This is a genomic window from Aeromonas sp. S16(2024), assembly GCF_041403065.1.
GTDB lineage: Bacteria > Pseudomonadota > Gammaproteobacteria > Enterobacterales > Aeromonadaceae > Aeromonas.
In genome coordinates this window covers 1-24,555 of sequence record NZ_JBGLQX010000014.1, presented here as the reverse complement: position 1 = coordinate 24,555, position 24,555 = coordinate 1, and the positions used below count along the sequence as shown (strand labels likewise).

20 protein-coding genes are annotated in these 24,555 nt (G+C 61.1%); 8 read left to right on the top strand and 12 right to left on the bottom strand.

From position 1 onward, the window contains the following. Window positions 1-136 precede the first annotated feature (136 nt). Window positions 137-541, top strand: coding sequence for an 8-oxo-dGTP diphosphatase MutT (mutT, locus tag ACB030_RS11985; protein WP_371160026.1), 405 nt, complete (start codon window positions 137-139; stop codon window positions 539-541). A gap of 69 nt (window positions 542-610) precedes the next feature. On the opposite strand, the gene yacG is transcribed toward mutT, so the two are convergent. The 9 genes from yacG to ACB030_RS11940 form a co-directional block, all read right to left on the bottom strand. Next, a complete protein-coding gene (gene yacG, locus ACB030_RS11980; RefSeq protein ID WP_025328449.1) occupies window positions 611-805 on the bottom strand; it encodes a DNA gyrase inhibitor YacG in 195 nt (64 codons plus the stop codon). Window positions 806-814: 9 nt separating this feature from the next. Continuing rightward, entirely contained in the window at window positions 815-1,537 is a 723-nt protein-coding gene (zapD, locus tag ACB030_RS11975; RefSeq protein ID WP_205642576.1) for a cell division protein ZapD, read from the bottom strand. Window positions 1,538-1,574: 37 nt separating this feature from the next. Beyond that, complete coding sequence (gene coaE / locus ACB030_RS11970; RefSeq protein ID WP_371160024.1) at window positions 1,575-2,189, bottom strand: dephospho-CoA kinase; 615 nt, start codon at window positions 2,187-2,189, stop codon at window positions 1,575-1,577. 18 nt (window positions 2,190-2,207) lie between these two features. Beyond that, window positions 2,208-3,080 (bottom strand): A24 family peptidase, encoded by an 873-nt coding sequence (locus tag ACB030_RS11965; RefSeq protein WP_371160019.1) that lies wholly within the window; start codon window positions 3,078-3,080, stop codon window positions 2,208-2,210. Between the two features lie 80 nt (window positions 3,081-3,160). Next, window positions 3,161-4,402 carry a type II secretion system F family protein gene (locus tag ACB030_RS11960; protein ID WP_371160017.1) on the bottom strand — a complete coding sequence of 414 codons (1,242 nt, stop codon included), beginning with the start codon at window positions 4,400-4,402 and terminating at the stop codon, window positions 3,161-3,163. Between the two features lie 135 nt (window positions 4,403-4,537). Then, on the bottom strand, window positions 4,538-6,244 hold the full coding sequence (gene tapB / locus ACB030_RS11955; protein ID WP_371160015.1) for a PilB family type IVa pilus assembly ATPase TapB: 1,707 nt from the start codon (window positions 6,242-6,244) through the stop codon (window positions 4,538-4,540). Further along, entirely contained in the window at window positions 6,244-6,747 is a 504-nt protein-coding gene (locus tag ACB030_RS11950; protein WP_371160013.1) for a prepilin-type N-terminal cleavage/methylation domain-containing protein, read from the bottom strand. Before ACB030_RS11950 ends, tapB begins: the two co-directional genes overlap by 1 nt. Before the next feature lie 196 nt (window positions 6,748-6,943). Further along, window positions 6,944-7,807: a carboxylating nicotinate-nucleotide diphosphorylase gene (gene nadC / locus ACB030_RS11945; RefSeq protein ID WP_371160011.1), complete on the bottom strand. Its 864-nt coding sequence runs from the start codon at window positions 7,805-7,807 to the stop codon at window positions 6,944-6,946. 3 nt (window positions 7,808-7,810) lie between these two features. Beyond that, window positions 7,811-8,281 (bottom strand): TIGR02281 family clan AA aspartic protease, encoded by a 471-nt coding sequence (locus tag ACB030_RS11940; RefSeq protein ID WP_111911112.1) that lies wholly within the window; start codon window positions 8,279-8,281, stop codon window positions 7,811-7,813. 136 nt (window positions 8,282-8,417) lie between these two features. On the opposite strand from ACB030_RS11940, the gene ampD reads away from it, so the two are divergent. The 5 genes from ampD to lpdA all read left to right on the top strand — a co-directional run bounded on the left by ampD (window position 8,418) and on the right by lpdA (window position 16,409). Further along, on the top strand, window positions 8,418-8,990 hold the full coding sequence (gene ampD, locus ACB030_RS11935; protein WP_371160008.1) for a 1,6-anhydro-N-acetylmuramyl-L-alanine amidase AmpD: 573 nt from the start codon (window positions 8,418-8,420) through the stop codon (window positions 8,988-8,990). Between the two features lie 276 nt (window positions 8,991-9,266). After that, window positions 9,267-10,031 (top strand): pyruvate dehydrogenase complex transcriptional repressor PdhR, encoded by a 765-nt coding sequence (gene pdhR, locus ACB030_RS11930; RefSeq protein ID WP_371160006.1) that lies wholly within the window; start codon window positions 9,267-9,269, stop codon window positions 10,029-10,031. Window positions 10,032-10,110: 79 nt separating this feature from the next. Continuing rightward, entirely contained in the window at window positions 10,111-12,771 is a 2,661-nt protein-coding gene (aceE, locus tag ACB030_RS11925; protein ID WP_371160004.1) for a pyruvate dehydrogenase (acetyl-transferring), homodimeric type, read from the top strand. 167 nt (window positions 12,772-12,938) lie between these two features. Beyond that, window positions 12,939-14,828 carry a pyruvate dehydrogenase complex dihydrolipoyllysine-residue acetyltransferase gene (aceF, locus tag ACB030_RS11920; protein ID WP_371160002.1) on the top strand — a complete coding sequence of 630 codons (1,890 nt, stop codon included), beginning with the start codon at window positions 12,939-12,941 and terminating at the stop codon, window positions 14,826-14,828. 153 nt (window positions 14,829-14,981) lie between these two features. Continuing rightward, complete coding sequence (lpdA, locus tag ACB030_RS11915; protein WP_371160000.1) at window positions 14,982-16,409, top strand: dihydrolipoyl dehydrogenase; 1,428 nt, start codon at window positions 14,982-14,984, stop codon at window positions 16,407-16,409. A gap of 74 nt (window positions 16,410-16,483) precedes the next feature. Here lpdA and ACB030_RS11910 read toward each other — a convergent pair whose 3' ends face one another. Together ACB030_RS11910 and ACB030_RS11905 are read right to left on the bottom strand one after the other, a co-directional pair. Next, complete coding sequence (locus tag ACB030_RS11910) at window positions 16,484-16,666, bottom strand: hypothetical protein (RefSeq protein ID WP_371159999.1); 183 nt, start codon at window positions 16,664-16,666, stop codon at window positions 16,484-16,486. 143 nt (window positions 16,667-16,809) lie between these two features. Then, a complete protein-coding gene (locus ACB030_RS11905) occupies window positions 16,810-18,720 on the bottom strand; it encodes a methyl-accepting chemotaxis protein (RefSeq protein ID WP_371159997.1) in 1,911 nt (636 codons plus the stop codon). A 275-nt stretch (window positions 18,721-18,995) separates the two neighbouring features. On the opposite strand from ACB030_RS11905, the gene ACB030_RS11900 reads away from it, so the two are divergent. Continuing rightward, on the top strand, window positions 18,996-21,293 hold the full coding sequence (locus ACB030_RS11900; protein WP_371159995.1) for a patatin-like phospholipase family protein: 2,298 nt from the start codon (window positions 18,996-18,998) through the stop codon (window positions 21,291-21,293). Window positions 21,294-21,521: 228 nt separating this feature from the next. Then, complete coding sequence (gene acnB, locus ACB030_RS11895) at window positions 21,522-24,119, top strand: bifunctional aconitate hydratase 2/2-methylisocitrate dehydratase (protein ID WP_371159993.1); 2,598 nt, start codon at window positions 21,522-21,524, stop codon at window positions 24,117-24,119. A 123-nt stretch (window positions 24,120-24,242) separates the two neighbouring features. Here acnB and ACB030_RS11890 read toward each other — a convergent pair. Beyond that, on the bottom strand, window positions 24,243-24,555 hold a 313-nt coding region (locus tag ACB030_RS11890; RefSeq protein ID WP_371159991.1), incomplete at its 5' end, for a transposase.

Below are 24,555 nucleotides of genomic sequence, written 5' to 3'. Positions count from 1 at the left end.
AGGCGGGCCCGGTGCCCGCCTTGTTTTTGTCAGATGGCGACGCGAAATTGGATGTCAGGCATCATCGGCAGCTCACCCAGCCGGGTGTTGGGGTCATAGAGCGACCCGATCAGGCAGAGAGTACAAAGGTAACAAGATGGAACAGAAAAAGCGGATCTGGGTGGCGGTCGGCGTCATCGAGAATGAACGGGGCGATATCTTCATCGCCAAACGCTCCTCCGATCGCCATCAGGGGGATCGCTGGGAGTTTCCCGGGGGCAAGGTGGAGTCGGGGGAAGACCTGCTCACCGCGCTCGACAGGGAGCTGTGGGAGGAGATAGGTATCCGGGTGCAGGATTGTACCCCTTTCATGGAGCTGCACCACGACTACCCGGACAAGCAGGTGCTGCTGGATATCTGGAAGGTGACCCGCTTCCTGGGCGAACCCTTTGGCAAGGAAGGGCAGGAGTGCCGCTGGGTGCCGCTGGCCGAGCTGCACAAGTACCACTTCCCCGATGCCAATGGTCCCATAGTGGCGCGGCTGCAGAGCGCGTTGGCGTAAGCCGGTCACTGACAATGAAAAAGGGCCACGTGGCCCTTTTTCATTTTGCAGAGGCGAAACCGCCAGGGCCTATAGCCACTGGTCGCCCTCTTCCGGATCCGGCAGCAGATCCGGATTGATCTCCCCCGGGATCCGCTTCTCTTCATCGGCCCACTCGCCGAGATCGATCAGCTGGCAGCGCTTGCTGCAGAAGGGACGAAACGGGCTCTGGGGACCCCACTCCAGTTCAGTCTGACAAGTCGGACATTTTACCTTGGTTACCATGGGCGCTCCTTAGCAGCAGGCAAGCTGGAAAGGTACATCGCCGATCGGCTGTTCTGCGGTAGGCAGAAAGCGCAGGGCGAAGCGGTTCTTGTGGCCGCTCAGGGTCGGGTAGCAGGACTGAGACCCGGTCAGACGGATGCGGATCAGCTCGGCCCCCTCGGCGGTATCCTGGAAGAAGCCGTTGGTGGCGACCTGATCGCTGAAGTGGCCAGATTCACGCCACAGCCGCAGCAGCAGGGAGATGGCGTTCATCAGCAGGTTGATGTCGCTGAGCCATTGCTGCATCTGTTGATGGCGAGCCACCGCCGGCGTCACCAGCCAGTGGTGCAGTTGCGGCACGTCGAAGGCGCACAGGCCACCGGGAATGGAGAAGCGCTGACGAATGGATCCGAGCAGGCGATCCTCTTTCAGGCGAGCACCGGGGCGAGGGGAGTTGAGCAGGTTGCGAGAAAGCTGGGCGCTCTCCTGCTGCATCCGCTGGATCTGCTCGAGGTCAACGTCCGGCAGGCTGGCCCAGTGGCTCAGGCGCTGGCCGAGACGCTCCAGATCCTTGATCAGATCGGCGCGCAGATCCCCGCGCTCCAGCAACTCCTGCAAATCGAACAACCCCTTGAAGAAGGCGATGTGTGCCCAGGACTGGTCACTCTCCAGATTGTCGCGGATCTGGGAAAACAGGGACTCCAGACGAAGATAGGTCCGGCTTTTTTCGTTGAGGGGAAAATCGTAAATCATGCCTAATCCTGGCCAGCCATAAACCGGCCTAGTGTACTCACACTTGGGGGGCTTGTTGAGAGGCAAATGCCAGATATGTCTCGTGCAGGGCCAAAATTCGCTCCCGTATGGTCTCAGTCGTGCCACTCTGGTTGTCCAGTACGTCGTCGGCCATCGCCAGGCGCTCTCTGCGGCTCGCCTGGGATGCCAGTATGGCCTGGGCCTGCTCCCGGCTGACCCCGTCCCGGCGACAGGTCCGCTCGATCTGGGTTGCTTCATCCACGTCGATGACCAGCACTCTATCGGCCAGCTCGGTGAGCCGGTTCTCCACCAGCAGGGGCACCACCAGCAGGCAGTAGGGGGAACTGGTTGCCGCGCACTGGCGCAGCATCTCGCTGCGAATGATCGGATGGAGCAGGGCATTGAGCCAGGACTTGGCCGCCGGATCGCTGAAGATCCGCTCGCGTAGGGCACGTCTGTCCAGCAGACCCTGCTCGGTCAGCATCTCGGGGCCGAAGTGGCTGGCGATGGCGGTCAGTGCTGGTGTGCCGGGCTCTACCACGTCGCGGGCAATCAGGTCGGCATCGACCACCTCTATCCCCAGAGCCGCAAACTGGTTGGCGACGGTCGTCTTGCCGCTGCCTATACCGCCGGTGATGGCTACCACATACATAGATTTGTGATCCCCTTGCTAGAGCACGATGTCCAGATACCAGCGGGTGATGTTATCCCCCCACAGCAGCGCTATCCAGCCCGCGATGGCGAGATAGGGGCCAAAGGGGATGGGTTTGCCCTGGTTATGGTTGCGCAGCAGTATGAGCCCTATGCCGATGGTGGCGCCGACCAGTGACGAGAGCAGCAGCACTATGGGCAGCGCCTGCCAGCCCAGCCAGGCACCCAAGGCGGCCAGCAGCTTGAAGTCGCCATAACCCATCCCCTCCTTGCCGGTCAGCAGCTTGAACGCCCAGTAGAGGCTCCAGAGCACCAGATAGCCCGCCATGGCACCGATCACCGCATCGGCCAGCGGCACAAAGCCCCCTGCCAGATTGAACAACAGACCGCCCCACAGCAGCGGCAGGGTGAGCTGGTCCGGCAGCAGCATCTTGTCCAGATCGATGAAGGTGAGTGCCACCAGTACCCAGGTCAGCAGGAGCGCAGCCAGGGTGCCCCATCCCGGAGTCAGGGTCGCCGCGACGGCGACCGACAACAGGGCGGTCAGCAGCTCGACCAGAGGATAGCGAGCCGAGATGGGCGCCTTGCATTGTCGGCAGCGCCCCTTTAGCCAGAGCCAGCTCAGCAGGGGGATGTTCTCCAGCGCGCCTATGGGGTGATCGCAGTGCGGGCAGCGGGAGCGTGGCACCATCAGGTTGTAGGGGTCGCTGGGGGAGGCTGCCACTTCGCTGCCGAAGTAGTCACTGTATTCGGCGTGCCATTCCCGCTCCAGCATGATGGGCAGGCGATGGATCACCACGTTCAGAAAGCTGCCAACCATCAGGGAGAAGAGAAAAACCAGGGAGAGATAGAGCCAGGGCAGGCCCTGGGCCAGTTCGATCAGAGGCACCATAAATCAACCGCTTGTGTTGAGGATCAGAATGGCAGAGGACCGGAGCGAGCCATGCCCGCTGGTCACTCTGCCGAAGGGGTTCAGTGTATCACAGAGCCCAGCTTGAAGATGGGGAGGTACATGGCGACGACCATGCCGCCGACCAGCACCCCCAGCACCACCATGATGATGGGCTCGAGCAGGCTGGTGAGGCCATCGACCATATCGTCCACCTCCTGCTCGAAGATGGCGGCAACCTTGGAGAGCATGTCATCGATGGCGCCGGACTCTTCACCTATCATCACCATCTGGATCACCATGTCGGGGAAGAGATCCACGGTGCGCATGGCGACGTTGATCTGCATGCCAGCTACTACCTCGTTGCGAATGGCCAGTATGGCCGTGCGATAGACGTAGTTGCCAGAGGCCCCGGCAGCGGAGACCAGGGCATCTACCAGGGGGATGCCGGCGGAGAAGGTGGTGGAGAGGGTGCGGGCGAAACGGGCCATGGCCGCCTTGTGCAGTATGTTGCCAACGACCGGAATGGAGAGGATGAACTTGTCGGTGTTGTCACGTACCTTCTGGGAGCTGCGCCAGGCACGCACATAGAGAAACACTGTCAGGGCTATGCCGCCAAAGATGGCGTACCACCAATCCTGCATGAATCGGGAGATGGCAATGATGAATCGGGTGAAGGCGGGCAGCTCGGCCCCGAAGCTCTTGAAGATCTCCTCGAACTGGGGGATGACGAACAGCAGCAGTATGGAGGTCACTATGATGGCGACCAGGATGACCATGGCGGGATAGAACATGGCCTTCTTGATCTTGGACTTGAGCGCCTCGCTCTTCTCGCGATAGATGGCAATCCGGTCGTAGATGGTTTCCAGCGCGCCTGACTGCTCCCCCGCCTCCACCAGGTCACAGTAGAGGGCATCGAAGTGGCGGGGGTGGCGGCGCAGCGCATCCGACAGGGGGGTGCCTGTCTCCACATCGGCGGCAATCTGGCCGATCAGCTCGCGCACCGCCGCCTTCTCGTGGCCGCGGGCAATGATCTGCAGGCTCTGCACCAGCGGCACGCCAGCGGAGAGCATGGTGGTGATCTGGCGGGAGATGACGGCGATGTCCATCGGCTTGATCCGGGCGCCACCCTTGGAAAACATCCCCTGGCCCTGTTTGCTGACCCTGGTGACATTGACGCCCTGCTTGCGCAGCTCCACCTTGACTGTCGTGATGCTGTCGGCCTGCAACTCACCGGAAACCTTTTGTCCCTTGCGATTGACGCCGTGCCAGCGGAAGGAGAAGACCTTTTTTGGTGCGTTTCGTTTTTGAGCTAATGTTGCCATCACTGCATCCTGCAATTGGGCGACGGTGGCCGGATGAGGGTGTTGCCTGTCCGGCTCATCTTGGCTTGAAGAACATCATCAGGGTGACTGACTACATGGGCTTCACCCGGCTTGATGACTGAAACACTTTCTATATCAGTTGGTCGTGATCCTGTTGATCTCGGCCAGGCTGGTGACACCCAGGCGGGCCTTCTCCAGGCCGGAGATGCGTAGCGTGCGCATGCCCTCCTTCTGGGCGATGGCTGCGATTTGCAGCGAGTTCGCTCCCTGCATGATCAGCTTGGCGATGTTGTCCGACATCAGCATGATCTCATAGATGCCGACCCGGCCTCTGTATCCTCCCGAACACTCCTTGCAGCCGACCGGCTTGAACAGCCGCAGTCCGGCAGCCAGTTGCTGCTGGGTAAAGCCCAGCTCCTGCAATTCGGCGTCGGGCACCACCTCGGGGGCCTTGCAGTGATCGCACAGCTTGCGGGCGAGACGCTGGGCCATGATCAGGGTCACCGAGGAGGCGATGTTGAAGGCCGGCACCCCCATGTTCATCATCCGGGTCAGGGTCTCGGCCGCCGAGTTGGTGTGCAGGGTCGACAGCACCAGGTGACCGGTCTGGGCGGCCTTGATGGCAATCTCGGCGGTTTCCAGATCGCGGATCTCGCCCACCATGACGATGTCGGGATCCTGGCGCAGGAAGGAGCGCAGGGCGCTGGCGAAGGTGAGCCCCGCCTTGGGGTTGATCTGCACCTGGTTGACGCCGGGCAGGTTGATCTCCACCGGATCCTCGGCGGTGGAGATGTTGACCTCGCTGGTATTGAGGATGTTGAGACCGGTATAGAGCGACACCGTCTTGCCTGACCCCGTGGGCCCGGTGACCAGTATCATGCCCTGTGGCTTGGAGAGGGCATGCAGGTATTGCACCTTCTGGCGGTCGTCGAAGCCGAGCTGATCGAGGTTGAGGCGGGCGGCCGACGAGTCCAGCAAGCGGATGACGATCTTCTCTCCCCACATGGTGGGCAGGGTATTGACCCGCATGTCCATGGATCTGTTGCGGGAGATCTTCAGCTTGATCCGTCCATCCTGGGGCAGGCGTCGCTCGGCGATATCGAGCCTCGCCATCACCTTGAGACGGGCCGCGAAACGGTTCGCCAGATTGACTGGCGGAGTGGCGATTTCGTGCAGTATGCCGTCGATCCGGAAGCGGATCCTGTACTTGGTCTCATAGGGTTCGAAATGCAGGTCGGATGCGCCACGCTTGATGGCATCCATCATGATTTTATGGATGTATTTGACGATGGGGGCGTCATCGTCTGCGGTGTTGACGCTCTCGTCGAGGCGTGAACCTTCATCGGACACTTCGAGCTCCGAGATCTCCGCCTCGTCGATGTGATCCATGCCCAGGGTGTCCTGCTCGGTGTCCATCAGCTTGCCGAGGGCGGCGGTCAGCTTGCTCTCCTCAACCAGCAAGGCTTCCGTGTGCAGGCCGAAGCTGAAGCCGAAATCCTCCAGGGCCGACACATTGGTCGGGTCCGACATGGCGATATAGAGGGTGTGGCCCTGGGTATAGATGGGCAGCACATGGTGCTTCTCAATCAGCTTCTGATTGAGGTACTTCTGCGGGATCTCGGAGAGATCGAAGGCGGCAAGATCCAGCAGAGGTACCCCATATTCCAGCTCGCAGAAATCCGCGAGCGCCTTGCTGTCGAGTATGTCGTTTTCAATCAGGAAGGTGACAAAGGGCTTGCGCTGCGCCCTGGCCTGGCTCAGATAGCGCTGTGAGTCCGGCTCACTGAGGAGGGAAGAGGCGGCCAGGCTGGTGGCCAGGCCGCTATTGAGTGAGGAGGTCATTAATTACAAAGAGTGGTTGGGCTGCAGGTAGCGGTCCAGGTAACTGCACCACCAGAAGTAGCTGCTACAAGTTGGTATGCTCCTGATGGGTTTGTCATGCTACTTTGAATCGTCAGGCTTGTTGCACTGCTCGAAGCCCCAGTGATTGTTAGAGCAACCCCAGTTGGTGCAGCAGCACTGGCAAGCAGAGCAGGGCAGCCAAATGCCCCTGTTGTCTGGAAGCAAACTTCCGCCTCAGTCTTGATTCCACCAGCTGATGAGATTGCCTGTGTGAAGCGAGCCTTATTGGTATAGTTCTGATAAGCCGGCAGGGCGATAGCGGCCAGAATGGCGACGATCGCAACGACTATCATCAATTCGATTAGCGTAAACCCTGACTGTCTTTTCATGTCAAATATCCTTTTGTCCATGTTTCCTGATAAGCACCGGTGGAATTCTATCCACGTTGGTATCTTATCCGAGCGCTTCGGGTTGGCAACAGAGGTGGGTACCTTGTTAGCCATTTTTATGTCATTTAGTGAAATGTGTAGAAAAATCAAAGATTAAATGGCTTCTATTGGCACTTGTCATGAGGCGGGAGGGCCCATCTTCACACTCCTTATGTCGTGGGATCCTGCATATAGAAAAGGCGCCGATGGCGCCTTTTGCAAGTTTCGAGCCCTGTAATATTTTGGGGCTGGGTGGACTCGTTCTGCTCGCTCAGCTTTCGATGAAGCGCATCGAGAGGTCTAGCGCCCGTACGTGCTTGGTCAGGGCTCCCACCGAGATAAAGTCGACGCCGGTGGCTGCATAGTCGGCCAGCGTCTCCAGAGTGACGTTGCCGGAGACCTCCAGCCTGGCGCGCCCCTGATTGAGGCGAACGGCCTCCTTCATCATGGGCACGTCGAAGTTGTCCAGCATCACTATGTCGGCTCGGGCGCTCAGCGCCTGCTCCAGCTCTGCCAGGGACTCCACCTCCACTTCCACCGGTTTGCCCGGGTTGAGGCGGCGCGCTTCTGTGATGGCTTCGCTTATGCCGCCGCAGGCGAGGATGTGGTTCTCCTTGATGAGGTAGGCGTCATAGAGCCCGATGCGATGATTCTTGCCGCCGCCGCAGGTGACGGCATATTTCTGGGCGCTGCGCAGGCCGGGCAGGGTCTTGCGGGTATCGAGCAGGCGACACTCTGTCCCCTCCAGCTCGGCCACGTAACGGGCGGTCAGGGTGGCGACCCCGGAGAGGGTCTGCACGAAGTTCAGGGCATTGCGCTCGCCGGTCAGCAGCACCCGGGCCGGGCCATGGAGGCGGAACAGCTCCTGATTGGGGGAGAGGCGCTCGCCATCCTGCACCTTCCACTCCACCTTGACCTCGCCGCCGAGCTGGGCAAACACCTCGTCGACCCAGGGCTGACCGCAGAATACGCCGGCCTCGCGGGTGATGACGCGCGCCGTCGAGATGCGATCCGCCGGGATCAACTGGGCTGTGATATCGGCGCTGGCATCCGGTTGATCCAGTGCGGTGAGGGCATCGCCCAAGTCTTCGAGTAGTGCGGCGCGCACGGCGCGGCTGATGTCCTGTTGTAACATGCCTTATTCCTGCAAGGGTCTGAGAAGCAACTGCCTGTCTTTCTGACGTAATTCCAGCCGGCCCAGGGCATTCATGCCCACCAGGATCTCCTCCCCGTCGGCAGCCGGATTGATAAAGACGGACAAATCGTACAGGGTCAGTGGGCCCATCGCCAGGCTTTCGATCCGGCCGGTCTCGACCTGGATCTGACCCGCCGCCGTATTGACCAGGCTGCGGCCGGTGGCGACGAGGCCGAGGCGTGATGCCACCTGACTCGGTATGGTCACCCGGGTGGCCCCCGTGTCCAGCAGCAGTTGCACCGGCTGGTCGTTGATGGCACCCTCCAGACGATAGTGGCCACTGGCATCGGCCTTGAGCAGCAGCTCGCCGCTGGCGGTCACGCTTGGTTTGGCGCTGGAGTAGAAGTAAAGGGTGAGCAGACCCAGCAGTGAGAGCCAGGCCAGTAGCCAGAGACGGCGCGCCATCGGGTGCATATGGGGTCCAGTGCCTTGCAGGTGATGGCTCAGCCTAACACAGCTTTACCCATGGATTCAGAGGCTTGTTTCCAGTTTATTGCGGCGGCTGGCACAGTCCATGGCGTCCCTCTCCCCATTGTGAGTCGAGTAGACGATGACTGAACCCACAACCATTTTTTCCATCGATCCAGTTGGGTGGTGTGAACAGGCCCGCAAGGTGCCTTCGCCTCATCACAATGAACGGATCGGTCCGGACGACATCTCCTTGTTGGTGATACACGGCATCAGCCTGCCGCCGGGAGAATTTGGCGGCCCCTGGATAGACGATCTGTTTCTCGGTCGCCTCGATCCCGACGCTCACCCTTACTTTGCCGGTATTCATCAGCTGCGGGTCTCTGCCCACTGCCTGATCCGCCGCGATGGCGAACTGGTGCAGTATGTGCCATTCACTGCGCGAGCCTGGCATGCGGGGGTATCGAGCTGGGAGGGGCGGGAGGCGTGCAACGACTTCTCCATCGGCATCGAGCTGGAAGGAACCGACGAGCAGCCCTACAGCGATGCACAGTATGAGGTGCTGGCGGGCCTCAGTCGGGCCATTTCTGGTCAGTATCCCGAGGTGACGGCATCACGCATCGTCGGCCATTGCGACATAGCACCGGGCCGCAAGACGGATCCCGGTACCAGTTTCGAATGGCAGCGCTATCGCGGAATGCTCAACTTTGAGTAAAAAATCCAAACATTAGTTTGTGTTTTTAAAATCAATGGCTTGCCTTTTTTGGTGAGCCATTTTTCATGCTGTTGGCCAAATGTTATCTGTGAGCAAGCTCATAAATATTGGTCAGACCATTTTCTATGAGCTATATCATGATTTCGCTTTTTTACCCCTAAAGTGGCAAGCATTGTTCTTGATGCAGATCATATTTTGGGTGGACTTTTTCCAAGCCCTCTGCTAATTTTCGCCCCAATCATAGAATTGGTAATACCAATTTAACAAAGTAGCCTCATGCCCTATATCAAGATAACTCAGCCCAAGCTGGCCGACGCCATCGTCGCCGAGCTGGAAAGCATGATTCTGGAAGGCAGCCTGCAGCCGGGGCAGAAGTTGCCCCCCGAGCGGGAGCTTGCCATCCAGTTTCAGGTGTCGCGGCCTTCCCTGCGTGAAGCCATCCAGCGCCTGGAAGCGAGGGGACTCTTGTATCGCCGTCAGGGCGGTGGCACCTATGTGCAGAATGCCTTGAGCAAGGGGATCGCCGATCCCCTGTTCGAACTGCTCAGTACCCACCCGGAAGCCCAGTATGACCTGCTGGAGTTTCGTCACGCGCTGGAAGGCATCTGCGCCTACTATGCCGCGCTGCGGGGGACTGAGGCCGACTTCGAGCGGATACGCCTGGCGCAATCCGCCATCGAAGAGGCGGGTCAGCAGGGGTCGCTGGTGGTCGAGTCGACCGCCGTCACCCAGTTCTATCTGGCGGTGGCGGAGGCGTCCCACAACGTGGTGCTGCTGCACCTGCTGCGGGCCATGGGCCCCATGCTCGAACAGAACATTTTACGAAATAACGAGATTTTGAATCGCCGTCCGGGAGTGGTAGCCAAGATCCGTCGCCATCGTGCGCATCTGATCGAGGCTATCCTGTCGGGGGCTCCGGAGCGGGCCAGGGCTGCTTGTCATGAGCACCTGGCCTTTATCGAGGACACCTTGTTGGATATGCAGAGGGAAGACAGCCGGATCCAGCGATCCATGCGTCGGATCCGTCAGCAGGAAAACTAATCCCACAAGGCTTTATTGTCGAATGCTTGCGCCCTTCGCCGTGCAATGCCGTGCAATCACAACAAAATAGGAACCAGCCATGTCTGATATCCTGAAGAACGATGTGGACCCGATAGAAACGCTGGAGTGGCTTGCCTCTCTGGAATCCCTGCTGCGTGAAGAGGGTCCGCAACGCGCTCAGTTCATCCTTGAACAGCTTACTGAGAAGGCACGCGTTAGCGGTGTTGACGTGGCTGAAAAGGCGAATCGCGACTACATCAACACCATTCCTGCCAGCGACGAACCGGCTTACCCGGGCGACCTGGAGATGGAACGCCGCATCCGCGCCATCATCCGCTGGAATGCCATGATGATAGTGCTGCGCGCTTCCAAGAAAGACCTGGACCTCGGCGGTCACATGTCTTCCTTCGCCTCTTCCGCGACCATCTATGAAGTCTGCTACAACCACTTCTTCCGCGCTCGCAGCGAGAAGGACGGTGGCGATCTGGTCTACTTCCAGGGTCACATCTCCCCGGGCATCTACGCCCGTGCCTTCGCCGAAGGGCGTCTGACTGAAGAGCAGCTGGACAACTTCCGTCAGGAAGTGGATGGCAAGGGCATTCCTTCCTACCCGCACCCGAAACTGATGCCGGACTTCTGGCAGTTCCCGACCGTTTCCATGGGTCTGGGCCCCATCGCCGCCATCTATCAGGCTCGCTTCCTGAAGTACCTGACCGACCGTGGCATCAAGGATTGCTCCGAGCAGACCGTGTACGCCTTCCTGGGTGACGGCGAGATGGACGAGCCGGAAGCCAAGGGTGCCCTGACCGTTGCCGTGCGTGAAAAGCTCGACAACCTGGTGTTCGTGGTCAACTGCAACCTGCAGCGTCTGGACGGTCCTGTTGTCGGCAACGGCAAGGTCATCAACGAGCTGGAAGGTCTGTTCGCAGGCGCCGGCTGGGATGTCACCAAGGTCATCTGGGGTCGCAAGTGGGATGAGCTGCTGAAGAAAGACACTTCAGGCAAGCTGATCCAGCTGATGAACGAAACCGTGGATGGCGACTATCAGACCATGAAGTCCCGCGACGGCGCCTACGTCCGTGAGCAGTTCTTCAACCGTTACCCGGAAACCGCCGCCCTGGTCAAAGACATGACCGACGAGGAGATCTTCGCCCTGAACCGCGGTGGTCACGACCCCCGTAAACTGTTCGCCGCCTTCTCCAAGGCCGCAGCGACCAAGGGCAAGCCGACCGTCATCCTGGCCAAGACCATCAAGGGTTATGGCATGGGCGAAGCGGCCGAAGGCAAGAACATCGCTCACCAAGTCAAGAAGATGGATCTGGGCTCTGTGCGTCACCTGCGCGATCGTTTCAGCCTGCCGGTCACCGACGAGCAGCTGGAAGAGTTGCCGTACCTGAAGATCGAAGAGGGTACCGAAGAGCACAAGTACCTGCACGCCCGCCGTGCCGCGCTGAAGGGTTATGTACCGACCCGTCTGCGCGAGAGCACCACCAAGCTGGAAATCCCGGCGCTGGATGCCTTCGGCCCGCTGCTGGGTGAGCAGGCGCGCGAGATCTCCACCACCATGGCGTTCGTGCGTTCCCTGAACGTGCTGCTGAAAGACAAGTCCATCGGCAAGCGCATCGTGCCGATCCTGGCCGACGAAGCCCGTACCTTCGGTATGGAAGGTCTGTTCCGCCAGATCGGGATCTACAGCCCGCACGGTCAGCAATACACCCCGCAAGACCGCGACATCGTCTCCTACTACAAGGAAGACAAGCAGGGTCAGGTTCTGCAAGACGGTATCAACGAGCTGGGCGCCATGTCCTCCTGGCTGGCTGCTGCGACCTCTTACAGCACCAACGACTGCCCGATGATCCCGTTCTACATCTACTACTCCATGTTCGGCTTCCAGCGGATCGGCGACATGGCGTGGGCAGCCGGTGACCAGCAAGCCCGTGGCTTCCTGCTGGGCGCGACCTCCGGTCGTACCACCCTCAACGGCGAAGGTCTGCAGCACGAAGATGGTCACAGCCACATCCTGGCCGGCACCATCCCGAACTGCATCTCCTACGATCCGTCCTACGCCTATGAAGTGGCGGTGATCGTGCAGGACGGCCTGCGTCGCATGTACGGTGAGAAGCCGGAGAACGTCTTCTACTACATCACCACCCTCAACGAGAACTATGCCATGCCGGCCATGCCGGAAGGCGCCGAGGAAGGCATCCGCAAGGGTATCTACAAGCTGGAATCCGTGGCCGGTAACAAGGCCAAGGTACAGCTGCTGGGTTGTGGCTCCATCCTGGGCCACGTCCGCACCGCCGCCCAGATCCTGGCAAACGAGTACGGCGTGGGTTCCGACGTGTTCAGCGTGACCTCCTTCAACGAGCTGGCTCGTGACGGTCAGGACGCCGATCGCTGGAACATGCTGCACCCGACCGCCGCCGCCCGCGTACCCTACATCACCTCGGTGCTGGGTTCCGAAGCCACTATCGCCGCGACCGACTACATGAAGTCCTTCGCCGAGCAGGTGCGTGCCTTCGTGCCGACCGAGAACTACCGTGTACTGGGTACCGACGGTTACGGCCGTTCCGACAGCCGTGCCAACCTGCGTCGTCACTTCGAAGTGAACGAGTTCTATGTCGTCGTTGCTGCCCTGACCGAACTGGCCAAGCGCGGCGAGATCGACAAGCAGGTTGTGGCCGACGCCATCGCCAAATACGGCATCGATGCCGACAAGGTTAACCCGCTGTACGCGTAAGAGGATTGAGCGCCCTGTCCGGACTTGCGTGCCGGACAGGGCCTTGCCCAGGTTAATGCGACATAAGGGCAAGAGGACATAAACAGGGTCCGGACGGCAACAACGAGCCGGAACCTGCTCTTGCCAAGGTTAACGCGATAAACGTACGCGTAAGAGGATAAAGCACAATGTCCAAACAGATTATGGTGCCGGATATCGGTGCCGATGAAGTTGAAGTGACCGAGATCATGGTCGCCGTGGGTGACAAGGTCGAGCTCGACCAGTCCCTGATCGCCGTGGAAGGTGACAAGGCCTCCATGGAAGTCCCGGCCCCGGCCGCCGGTATCGTCAAAGAGATCCTGATCAAGGTGGGCGACAAGGTTGCCACCGGTTCCCAGATCATGATCTTCGAAGCGGAAGGCGCTGCTGCCGCCGCTCCGGCTCAGGCTGCCGCTCCGGTTGCCGCCGCACCGGCTGCCCCTGTTGCTGCAGCCGCCAAAGACGTGCACGTACCTGACATAGGTGACGACGAAGTCGAAGTGACCGAGATCATGGTCGCCGTGGGCGACATGGTTGAAGCCGACCAGTCCATCATCGCCGTGGAAGGTGACAAGGCCTCCATGGAAGTGCCGGCGCCGTTCGCGGGCCGCGTGGTCGAGATCAAGGTTGCCGCCGGTGCCAAGGTCTCCACCGGTTCCCTGGTGATGGTCTTCGAAGTGGCTGGTGCCGCGCCTGCTGCCGTTGCCGCGCCGGCTCCTGCTGCCGCTCCCGTGGCTGCTGCGCCTGCCGTTGCTGCTGCCAAAGAGGTCAACGTACCGGACATCGGCGGTGACGAAGTCGAAGTGACCGAGATCATGGTCGCCGTGGGCGACAAGGTCGAAGCCGACCAGTCTCTGATCGCCGTGGAAGGTGACAAGGCCTCCATGGAAGTGCCTGCACCGTTCGCCGGTGTGGTCAAAGAGATCAAGGTCAAGGCCGGTGACAAGGTCTCTACCGGTTCCCTGATCATGGTATTCGAAGTGGCGGGTGCCGCCCCTGCTGCTGCCGCAGCTCCGCAAGCTGCTGCCCCCGTTGCCGCCGCTCCTGCCGCCGCCCCGGTTGCTCAGGCTGCTGCCCCGGCTGCCGCTTCTTCCGACTTCGTGGCCAACGATGCCTACGTCCACGCCTCCCCGGCCGTGCGTCGTCTGGCCCGTGAATTTGGCGTCAACCTGGCCAAGGTGAAGGCTTCCGGTCGCAAGGGTCGCATCGTCAAAGAAGACGTGCAGGCTTATGTGAAGGATGCGGTCAAGCGCGCCGAGTCCGCTCCTGCTGCCGGTACCGGTAATGGTAATGGCATGAACGTGCTGCCGTGGCCGAAGGTAGACTTCAGCAAGTTCGGTCCGGTCGAAGAGCTGGAACTGACCCGGATCCAGAAGATCTCCGGTCCTGCCCTGCACCGCAACTGGGCCATGATCCCCCACGTCACCCAGTTCGACGAAGCCGATACCACAGAGCTGGAAGCGTTCCGCAAAGAGCAGAACATCCTGGCCGAGAAGCAGAAGCTGGACGTGAAGATCACCCCGCTGGTGTTCATCCTGAAGGCGGCCGCCAAGGCCCTGGAAGCGCACCCGCGCTTCTGCAGCGCCCTGTCCGAAGACGGCACCAAGCTGATCATGAAGAAGTACATCCACATCGGTGTGGCGGTAGACACTCCGGGGGGCCTGGTTGTGCCGGTCGTTCGCGACGTCAACAAGAAGGGCATCCATGAGCTGTCCCGCGATCTGGCCGAGATCTCCAAGAAGGCCCGTGCTGGCAAGCTGACCGCTGCCGACATGCAGGGTGGTTGCTTCACCATCTCCAGCCTTGGCGGTATCGGTGGCACCAGCTTCACCCCGATCGTCAACGCGCCGGAAGTGGCCATCCTGGGCGTCTCCAAGTCCGACTTCAAACCGAAGTGGAACGGCAAGGAGTTCGAACCGCGCCTGATGCTGCCGCTGGCCCTGAGTTATGACCACCGCGTCATCGACGGCGCCGACGGTGCTCGCTTCATTACCACGCTGAGTGGTGTGCTGTCCGACATTCGTCGACTGGTTCTGTAAATGTAAATGAGAGGGCGAGCACAGAGCTCGCCCTTTTCACTTCTCATTTCATTAACAAAATTATAAACTTGCCCCGTTTTTTTCACGGCTGCAGCCGCCTTCTTTGGCATAAGACTGTGCTGTCCGGGGATATAGAACGACAAAGAGGTCATGATGAGTAAAGAAATCAAAACTCAGGTCGTAGTACTGGGTGCTGGCCCTGCCGGTTATTCCGCTGCTTTCCGTGCCGCCGATCTGGGTCTGGATACCGTTATCGTCGAACGTTACTCCACCCTGGGTGGCGTCTGCCTGAACGTGGGCTGCATCCCGTCCAAGGCGCTGCTGCACGTTGCCAAAGTGATCGAAGAAGCCAAGGCGCTGGCCGAGCACGGCATCGTCTTCGGTGCCCCGCAGACCGACATCGACAAGGTGCGTCTGTGGAAAGAGAAGGTCATCAACCAGCTGACCGGCGGTCTGGCCGGCATGGCCAAGATGCGTAAAGTCCAGGTTGTGAACGGCTTCGGCAAGTTCACCGGCCCGAACACCCTCGAAGTGGAAGGCGCCGACGGCAAGACCACCGTCACCTTCGACAACGCCATCATCGCGGCCGGTTCCCGTCCGGTGAAGCTGCCCTTCATCCCCCACGACGATCCCCGCGTCTGGGATTCAACCGATGCGCTGGAGCTGAAAACCGTTCCCGGCAAACTGCTGGTTATCGGCGGTGGCATCATAGGTCTGGAGATGGGTACCGTTTACTCCTCCCTGGGTTCCGAGATCGACGTGGTGGAATTTGCCGATCAGCTGGTACCGGCTGCGGACAAAGACATCGTCAAGATCTACACCAAGCGCGTTGCCAAGAAATTCAACATCATGCTGGAGACCAAGGTCACCGCAGTTGAAGCCCGTGAAGACGGCCTGTACGTCTCCTACGAAGGCAAGCACGCCCCGGCCGAGCCGGTTCGCTACGACAACGTGCTGGTCGCGGTCGGTCGTGTGCCGAACGGCAAGCTGATGGACGCCGAGAAAGCCGGTGTTGCCGTCAACGAGCGCGGTTTCATCGAGGTGGACAAGCAGCTGCGTACCAACGTGGCTCACATCCACGCCATCGGCGACATCGTCGGTCAGCCGATGCTGGCTCACAAGGGTGTGCACGAAGGCCACGTGGCGGCCGAAGTCATCGCCGGCAAGAAGCACTACTTCGACCCGAAAGTGATCCCGTCCATCGCCTACACAGAGCCTGAGATGGCCTGGGTCGGTCTGACCGAGAAGGAAGCCAAGCAACAGGGCCTGAACTTCGAAGTCGCCACCTTCCCCTGGGCTGCGTCCGGCCGCGCCATCGCCTCCGATTGCGCCGACGGCATGACCAAGCTGATCTTCGACAAGGACAGCAACCGCGTCATCGGTGGTGCCATCGTTGGTACCAACGGCGGTGAGCTGCTGGGCGAGATCGGTCTGGCCATCGAGATGGGTGCCGACGCCGAGGATCTGGCGCTGACCATCCACGCTCACCCGACTCTGCACGAGTCAGTGGGCCTGGCAGCCGAAGTGTTCGAAGGCTCCATCACCGACCTGCCGAACGCCAAGGCCAAGAAGAAGAAGTAAGTCTCTTCTCTTCGCCAAGACGAAAAAGCCGCTCTCAGGAGCGGCTTTTTGTTTTTCCAGGATCAGGTGGCCGGTCAGCAGCGCCCCTTCTTCGCCTGTCCCGGTGGACAGAAGGTGCCGTAGCCCCCGCGATCCCCGTCGCTGACCCGGATCCGGGTATCGTCCAGGCTCACATCGGCGCCGTGCACCCGCACGGGCCCGCTGCTGCAGGCAGCGAGCAGCCCACCCAGCATGATCATCACTACCAGCTTGCCCATAACACCTCCTCTCGTTTTCCTGATTATGAGGCATGTGGCAGGGCAGTTGGAGGCGGCGCAAAGCCCGTGCGTCACGGCTTGCCGTGGTTATGACAAAGGGCGCCGCAGCGCCCTTTCATGGGTCAGAAAGAAGCGCTGGACGATTACAGGCGGAAGTTGCCGACCAGCTTGTCGAGCTCGCCGGAGAGCTGCTGCAGACTGCGGCTGGACTCGGTCAACTGGTGGGCGATGTCGGCTGTTTCCATGGTGAGCTGGTTGATGTCCTCCACGTTGCGATTGATCTCGCCCACCACGCTGGACTGCTCCTCGGTAGCGGTGGCGACCTGGATGTTCATGTCGCTGATCTGGGTGATGTGGGCGGTGATCTGGCCGAGCGCCCCGTTGGCGGCGTCGGCCTGGGTGACCACTTCCAGACTCTGGTTTCGGCCCTGGGCCATGGCGCTGACGGCGCGGGCGCTCTGCTCCTGGAGGCGGTTGATCATGCCCTGGATCTCGGCGGTGGAGGCGGCGGAGCGGCTGGCGAGGTTGCGCACCTCGTCGGCCACCACGGCGAAGCCGCGGCCCTGTTCACCGGCGCGGGCGGCCTCGATGGCGGCGTTCAGCGCCAGCAGGTTGGTCTGCTCGGAGATGCTGCGGATGGTGTCGAGTATGCTGCCGATGGAGTCGGTCTGGCTCGCCAGTGACTCTATGACCCCAGCCACCTGCTCGATCTCCCCCGAGAGACCGACGATGCCGTGGCGGGCCTGCGCCACCACGACCGCACCCGCATCGGCCTGATCGTTGGCCTGCCTGGCCACATCGGCGGCCAGGGACGCATTGCCGGCGATCTCGCTCACGGTGGCGCCCATCTCGTGGATGGCGGTGGCGACCTGGACGGTGCGATCCCGCTGGGCGGTACAGTTGTGCTGGGTCAGCTGGGCCTTGGCGGCCACCTCGTTGGCGGTGGCGGCGAGCTGGCGGGAGTTGCTCGCCACCTGCTCGATGGAGCCATGGATCTTGGCGACGAAGTTGTTGAAGCCGGTGGCGACCTGGCTCAGTTCGTCCCGTCCTTCCACCTTGAGGCGCTGGGTCAGATCCCCGTCACCACTGCCCAGTTCCCGGAACAGGCGAGCCAGTTCGTTGAGGGGGCGACTGACGGAGCCCGCCAGCAGCACGCCGAGCAGCCCCATGCCGACGGCGATGAGCAGGCTCACCAGCACTATGTGCAGCCGCGCCTTGTCCAGCTCGGCATAGATCTCGGCTTCCGGTACCTGGGCCACCAGATACCAGTCGAGCAGGGGAATGTAGCTGGTGGCGAGCACCACGGGCTGGCCATCGATCTCGGCATGGGTGGCGGCGAACGCTTGCTTGGTCATCAGCGCGCCTGCGCCCGGGCCAGCCAGTTGACTCAGGCTGTCTCTGTCGATGCGGGCGGCGTCCGGGTGCAGCTTCACCTTGCCGCTTCCGTCTGTCATGAAGACGAAGCCGCTGTCGCCGATGCGGAAGTTGGCGAGCATGCTGACCATGCTGTCGAGAGACTTGGCGAGCCCGGCCAGGCCGCGCCCGTCGAGCTGCTGGAAGTTGACGAACAGCTTCACCTCGCCATTGCTCTCGCGAAAGATGCTGAGCATCAGGTCCTGCCTGCTCTTGGTGTAGTCGTAGAACCAGTTGTCCTGCTCATGGTTCAGGATGCGCAGGAAGCCGTCCTGGTTGTAGTAGGCGGCGCTCTGGCGATCGGCGAAGGAGGCGGTGACCAGACCATACTGGCTGGTCATGTCCTTGAGCTGGTCGATGAGGATGGACTCCTGCTCCTTGGGCATGCCGCGGGCCACCCAGTCCAGCACGAAGCGGTCATTGGCCAGCTGCCTGGCGGCACTCGCGACCGAGGTGAGATCCTTCTCGATCTCCTTGCCGATGCGCTGGGTGAGGTTGGGCAGCTCCTGTTCGAACATGCGGGTCTCGATCAGCTGCTGAGCCGAGCGCTGGCTGAAGTAGCCCACCAGCAGGCAGGAGAGAGCCACGGCGAGGATGACGGTGGCCAGAATTTTCTGTTTGAGTGTCAGGCTTGCGAACATAAGGGTGACTCGGGAGTGTGGGCCTAAGGTTGAGTACATATTAACGGCTGACCGGGCGTGCTCTTGAGGCGGTGGTGGCGTTTATTGCCGATTAACGTTTGCGCTCACATCATGGTGGGACTGGATTGGCACTGTTCATCCCTGGCTCTGGGGCCCCGGGGGTGATGACATCTCGCCAGCAGGGTCGCTTGCAGTTAAAGTTCTGGAACTTATAGTTGGCAGCACTCATGTCGGCGGACTGCCCACTCGACTCGCACGGATCAATGGACACTCATATGCGCATCTTTCATCGGGGATGGACCCATCTGCTTATGCTTCTGCTGGCGACCCTGCCGCTCATGGCGGCCGCGCAGGCCGGCGATGCCGCCCAGGTGCGAGGCGGTGGCGCCAAGGCTGACCGACCCAGGATAGCCCTGGTGCTGAGCGGCGGCGGCGCCAAGGGGGCGGCCCATATCGGGGTGCTCAAGGTGCTGGAGGAGAAGCGCATCCCGGTCGACATCGTGGTGGGGACCAGCATGGGCTCCTACGTGGCGGGCATGTACGCCATGGGGCTCAGTGCCGAGGAGGTGGAGCGGATGACCCTCGCCATCGACTGGAACAAGGGTTATCAGGACAAGGTCGGTCGTGACGAGCTCTCCCTGCGCAAGAAGCAGCAGAGCGAGAAGTACCAGCTGCGCACCGACGTCGGGGTCAACGGGGATGCCACCCAGTTGCCTGACGGCTTCTTCCAGGGCCAATCCATGGCCAGTCTGCTGCGCCATGCCACCTCCAACCTGCCGGCGCAGAAGAGCTTCGACGATCTGCCCATTCCCTACCGCGCGGTCGCGACCGACATGGAGACTGTGACTCCCTTCGTGCTGGACAGTGGCAGCCTGGCCAAGGCGATGCAGGCCTCCATGTCCATCCCCGGCGCCCTCAAGCCGGTGGAGTGGGAGGGGCACATCCTGGCCGACGGCGGTACCGTCAACAACATGCCGGTGGACGTGGCCAAGGCCATGGGAGCCGACGTGGTGATCGCGGTGGACATAGGCGCCAAGCTGCGCACCAGGGAGTCGCTCAAATCCGGGCTGGCCATGATAGATCAGCTCACCACCTACATGACCCAGGTCGGCACCGAGAAGCAGAAGGCGCTGCTGGGGCCAAAGGATGTGCTGCTCAGCCCTGAGTTCGGCAACATGGGGATCGCCGACTTTGCCCTGATGCCCGAGGGGATCACGCAGGGGGAGGCGGTGGCCAACCGCGCCTCTGCCCAGCTCGATGCCTTGTCGCTCTCCCCCGACGCTTACGCGGATTACCGCAACAAGAAGCTGAGCCGCCGCGCCGAGCGCAGCGGGCAGCCAGCCTACTACATCGACAAGGTAGAGATCCTCAACAAGTCGCGCCTCTCCGACGAGACGGTACGGGCCATGTTCAAGATACGCCCGGACAAGGTGCAGACCTATGAGAGCCTGGAGGCCGGGGTCCGCCGCCTCTACGCCCTGGAGTCGTTCGATCGCATCACCTATGAGGTGGAGGAGCGGGACGGCGAGAACGTGCTGGTGGTGGATGCCAGCGAGAAGAACTGGGGACCTGGCTATCTCAACTTCCAGCTCGGCTTCTCCGATGACTTCGAGAGCAGCTCCAACTACAACGTCGGCATGTCCTATACCCTGACCAACGTCAACGACTGGGGCGCCGAGTGGCTGACCGAGGCGTCGCTCGGCACCGCCAAGCACCTCAAGACCGACTTCTACACGCCGCTCGAGCCCTCCCAGACCTTCTATGGCGAGGCGAGCCTGGCCTATGACAAGACCCAGCGCCGGGTCTTCTTCCCGGAGGAGGATGTGCAGGTGTCCGGAGTCCGTTACCTGGACTCGGAGTACAGCTTCACCAGCGTGGATCTCGCCGTCGGCTGGAACCGCCAGCCCTGGAGCCGGCTCTCCCTGGGGCTGGAAGGCCAGATTGGCAATGTCGATGTCCAGAACCTGTCTGACGCGAACGCGGATGCCACCGCCTGGGGACCCTACATTCGCTTCGAACACGACACCCTCGACAGCCGCTACTTCCCCTACGCGGGGATCTACTGGGACATCAAGGGGGGTTACTCCCATATTCAGATAGAGCCAACCGGCGAGTCGACGGAGAACACCGAGGGGCTCAACTACCACCTGGCGATGATCAAGCCCTGGTCATGGGGACGGCACAGCCTCAACCTGATGCTGGAAGGGGGCGGCTCCTCCTCGGAGGAAGAGGTGCCGCTGTTCGTGCAGGACCTCGGCGGCCTGTTCCGGCTCTCCGGCTTCCAGCACTACCAGCTGAGCGGCCGCTACAGCCTGTTCAGCGGTCTGCGCTACATCTACCGGGTGGCGGACAACGACTTCGGCGCCATCAAGGCACCCTTGTTCCTCGGGGGATCCCTCGAGCAGGGCGGGGTCTGGGACAAGGGGGCCGACATCAGTCTGGAGTCCTCCTACACCTCGGGCTCCGTCTATGTGGGGGTGGAGAGCTTCCTCGGCCCCATCTTCCTCGGCTATGGCATGGCGGAGGGGGGACACGACATGTTCTATCTGCAATTGGGCACTACGTTCCAATAAGGGTGAAATGCTGACTTTTTGTTAACTTGTCTGTGCTGTGTCTCTTGTCATTTTAAAAAAACCTAGTCTGTTTATATGGTTATGCTGATTTGGTGAATAACTGCACAGGCTTTGGATTTTAATTACTCGTTAAAACTTATATAGTGGGGGGCACCCTACGGGTGTCCCGCAAGGACGATCGCCGCGAGCTTGGGCGAACCCCAAAAAAAGACCAAAGAGGAATTAGTCGTGCTTGAAACATACCGTAAACACGTCGCAGAACGTGCCGCCGAGGGCGTAGTTGCCAAACCTCTGGACGCAGAGCAGGTCGCCGCCCTGGTTGAACTGCTCAAGAACCCGCCCGCCGGTGAACATGATTTTCTGAAAGAACTGTTGTCCTCCCGCGTTCCCCCGGGTGTTGATGAAGCGGCCTATGTCAAAGCCGGCTTCCTCACCGCCGTCGCCAAGGGCGAGGCCCACTCACCCATACTGACCGCGGCCGAAGCGGTCGAGCTGCTCGGCACCATGCAGGGTGGCTACAACATCCAGCCGCTGATCGATCTGCTGGACGACGCCTCCCTGGCTCCTCTTGCCGCCAAGGGCCTCTCCCACACCCTGCTGATGTTCGACTCCTTCCACGACGTGGAAGAGAAGGCGAAGGCGGGCAATGCCCACGCCCAGCAGGTGCTGCAATCCTGGGCCGATGCCGAGTGGTTCTTAAGCCGCCCCGCCCTGGCCGAGAAGATCACCGTCACCGTGTTCAAGGTGACCGGCGAGACCAACACCGACGACCTGTCCCCGGCTCCGGATGCCTGGTCCCGTCCCGACATTCCGCTCCATGCCCTGGCCATGCTGAAGAACGCCCGCCCCGGCATCACCCCGGACAAGGACGGCGTCATCGGCCCGGTCAAGGCCATCGAAGAGCTCAAGCAGACCGGCTTCCCGCTGGCCTACGTCGGCGACGTGGTCGGTACCGGCTCTTCCCGCAAATCCGCCACCAACTCAGTACTCTGGTTCATGGGCGACGACATTCCGTTCGTGCCGAACAAGCGCGCCGGTGGCGTTTGCCTGGGCGGCAAGATTGCCCCCATCTTCTTCAACACCATGGAAGATGCCGGCGCCCTGCCCATCGAAGTGGACGTCTCCAAACTGGAGATGGGCGACGTGATCGACATCTTCCCTTATGAGGGCAAGATCACCCGCCACGGCACCGACGAGGTGCTGGCCCGCTTTGAACTGAAAACCGACGTGCTGATCGACGAAGTGCGCGCCGGTGGCCGCATTCCGCTGATCATCGGCCGCGGCCTGACCGACAAGGCCCGCGAGGCCCTGGGGTTGCCGTTCTCTACCGTGTTCCGTCGCCCGCAGCCTGTGGCCGACACCGGCAAGGGTTACACCCTGGCCCAGAAGATGGTGGGCAAGGCGTGCGGCGTGCAGGGCATACGCCCGGGCACTTACTGCGAGCCGCGCATGACCACGGTCGGCTCCCAGGACACCACCGGCCCCATGACCCGCGACGAGCTGAAAGACTTGGCTTGCCTCGGTTTCTCCGCGGATCTGACCATGCAGTCCTTCTGCCACACCGCGGCCTATCCCAAGCCCATCGACGTGCAGACCCACCACACCCTGCCGGACTTCATCATGAACCGCGGTGGCGTCAGCTTGCGTCCCGGTGACGGCGTCATCCACTCCTGGCTGAACCGCATGCTGCTGCCGGATACCGTGGGTACAGGCGGTGACTCTCACACCCGTTTCCCCATCGGTATCTCCTTCCCGGCGGGCTCCGGTCTGGTGGCCTTCGCCGCCGCCACCGGCGTGATGCCGCTGGACATGCCGGAATCCGTGCTGGTGCGCTTCAAGGGCGAGCTGCAACCTGGCATCACCTTGCGTGATCTGGTTCATGCCATCCCCTACGCCGCCATCCAGAAGGGGCTGCTGACCGTCGAGAAAGCGGGCAAGAAGAACATCTTCTCCGGCCGCATCCTCGAGATCGAAGGTCTGCCGACCCTGAAGGTAGAGCAAGCGTTCGAGCTGGCGGACGCCAGCGCCGAGCGCTCCGCCGCCGGTTGCACCATCAAGCTGGATCAGGCCCCCATCATCGAGTACCTGAAGTCCAACATCGTCATGCTGAAATGGATGCTCTCCGAAGGCTACGGCGACGTGCGCACCATCACCCGCCGCATCAGGGGGATGGAAGAGTGGCTGGCCAATCCGGTACTGATGGAAGCGGACAAGGATGCCGAGTACGCCGAAATCATCGAGATCGATCTGGCCACCATCAAGGAGCCCATCCTCTGTGCGCCGAACGATCCGGACGACGCCCGCCTGCTCAGCGACGTGGCCGGCAGCCAGATCGATGAAGTCTTCATCGGTTCCTGCATGACCAACATCGGCCACTTCCGCGCCGCCGGCAAACTGCTCGAGAAGTACCAGGGCGAGCTGCCGACCCGCATGTGGATCGCCCCGCCCACCAAGATGGACAAGGATCAGCTGACCGAAGAGGGCTACTACGGCATCTTCGGCCGGGTCGGTGCCCGCATCGAGATCCCTGGCTGTTCCCTGTGCATGGGTAACCAGGCGCGCGTGGCGGAAGGGGCCTCCGTGGTTTCCACCTCCACCCGCAACTTCCCGAACCGTCTGGGCAAGGGTGCCAACGTCTATCTGGCCTCTGCGGAGCTGGCTGCGGTTGCCGCCATCCTCGGCAAGATCCCGACAGTGGCGGAGTACCTGCAGTACGCCAAGACCCTGGATGCCACGGCGGCCGACACTTACCGCTACCTCAACTTCAACGAGATCGCCTCCTACACCAGGAAGGCCGATGCGGTGATCTTGCAACAGGCGGTCTAAGCCTTGTTGGTCTGACCACTGGAAATAACAATGCCGCGTCCTGACGCGGCATTCAGATTGCTGAAGAACCCCCTTCTTTTTCAAAAAAGGGGGTTCTTCTTTCGCTTTGGGTCTGAGGGCTGATCATCCGCTAGAAAGTCGGCATAGTTGCCATCTTTGCCACTGATAGGGCATTAGATACCGCTTTATTGCGCCAAAAAGCCCGTCTGTCGGGGGATTGGGCGGGTGAGTGCCCTTGCTTCCCTTCCGGCTCTGCACCAACGCGATTTTCTTCATGTTTTGACACGCTGCCGCCAGCAATCCCTGCATCTGCACCTTGCCCAGTCCCCGATAACGGGCATACCGATGACCGTGGTGCTGCTTCGCATCCGCAAAACTGCGCTCAACCGTCTCCTGCCGCCCCTTGTAAGTCTGTTTGCCCGGCTCTGTCAGTCGG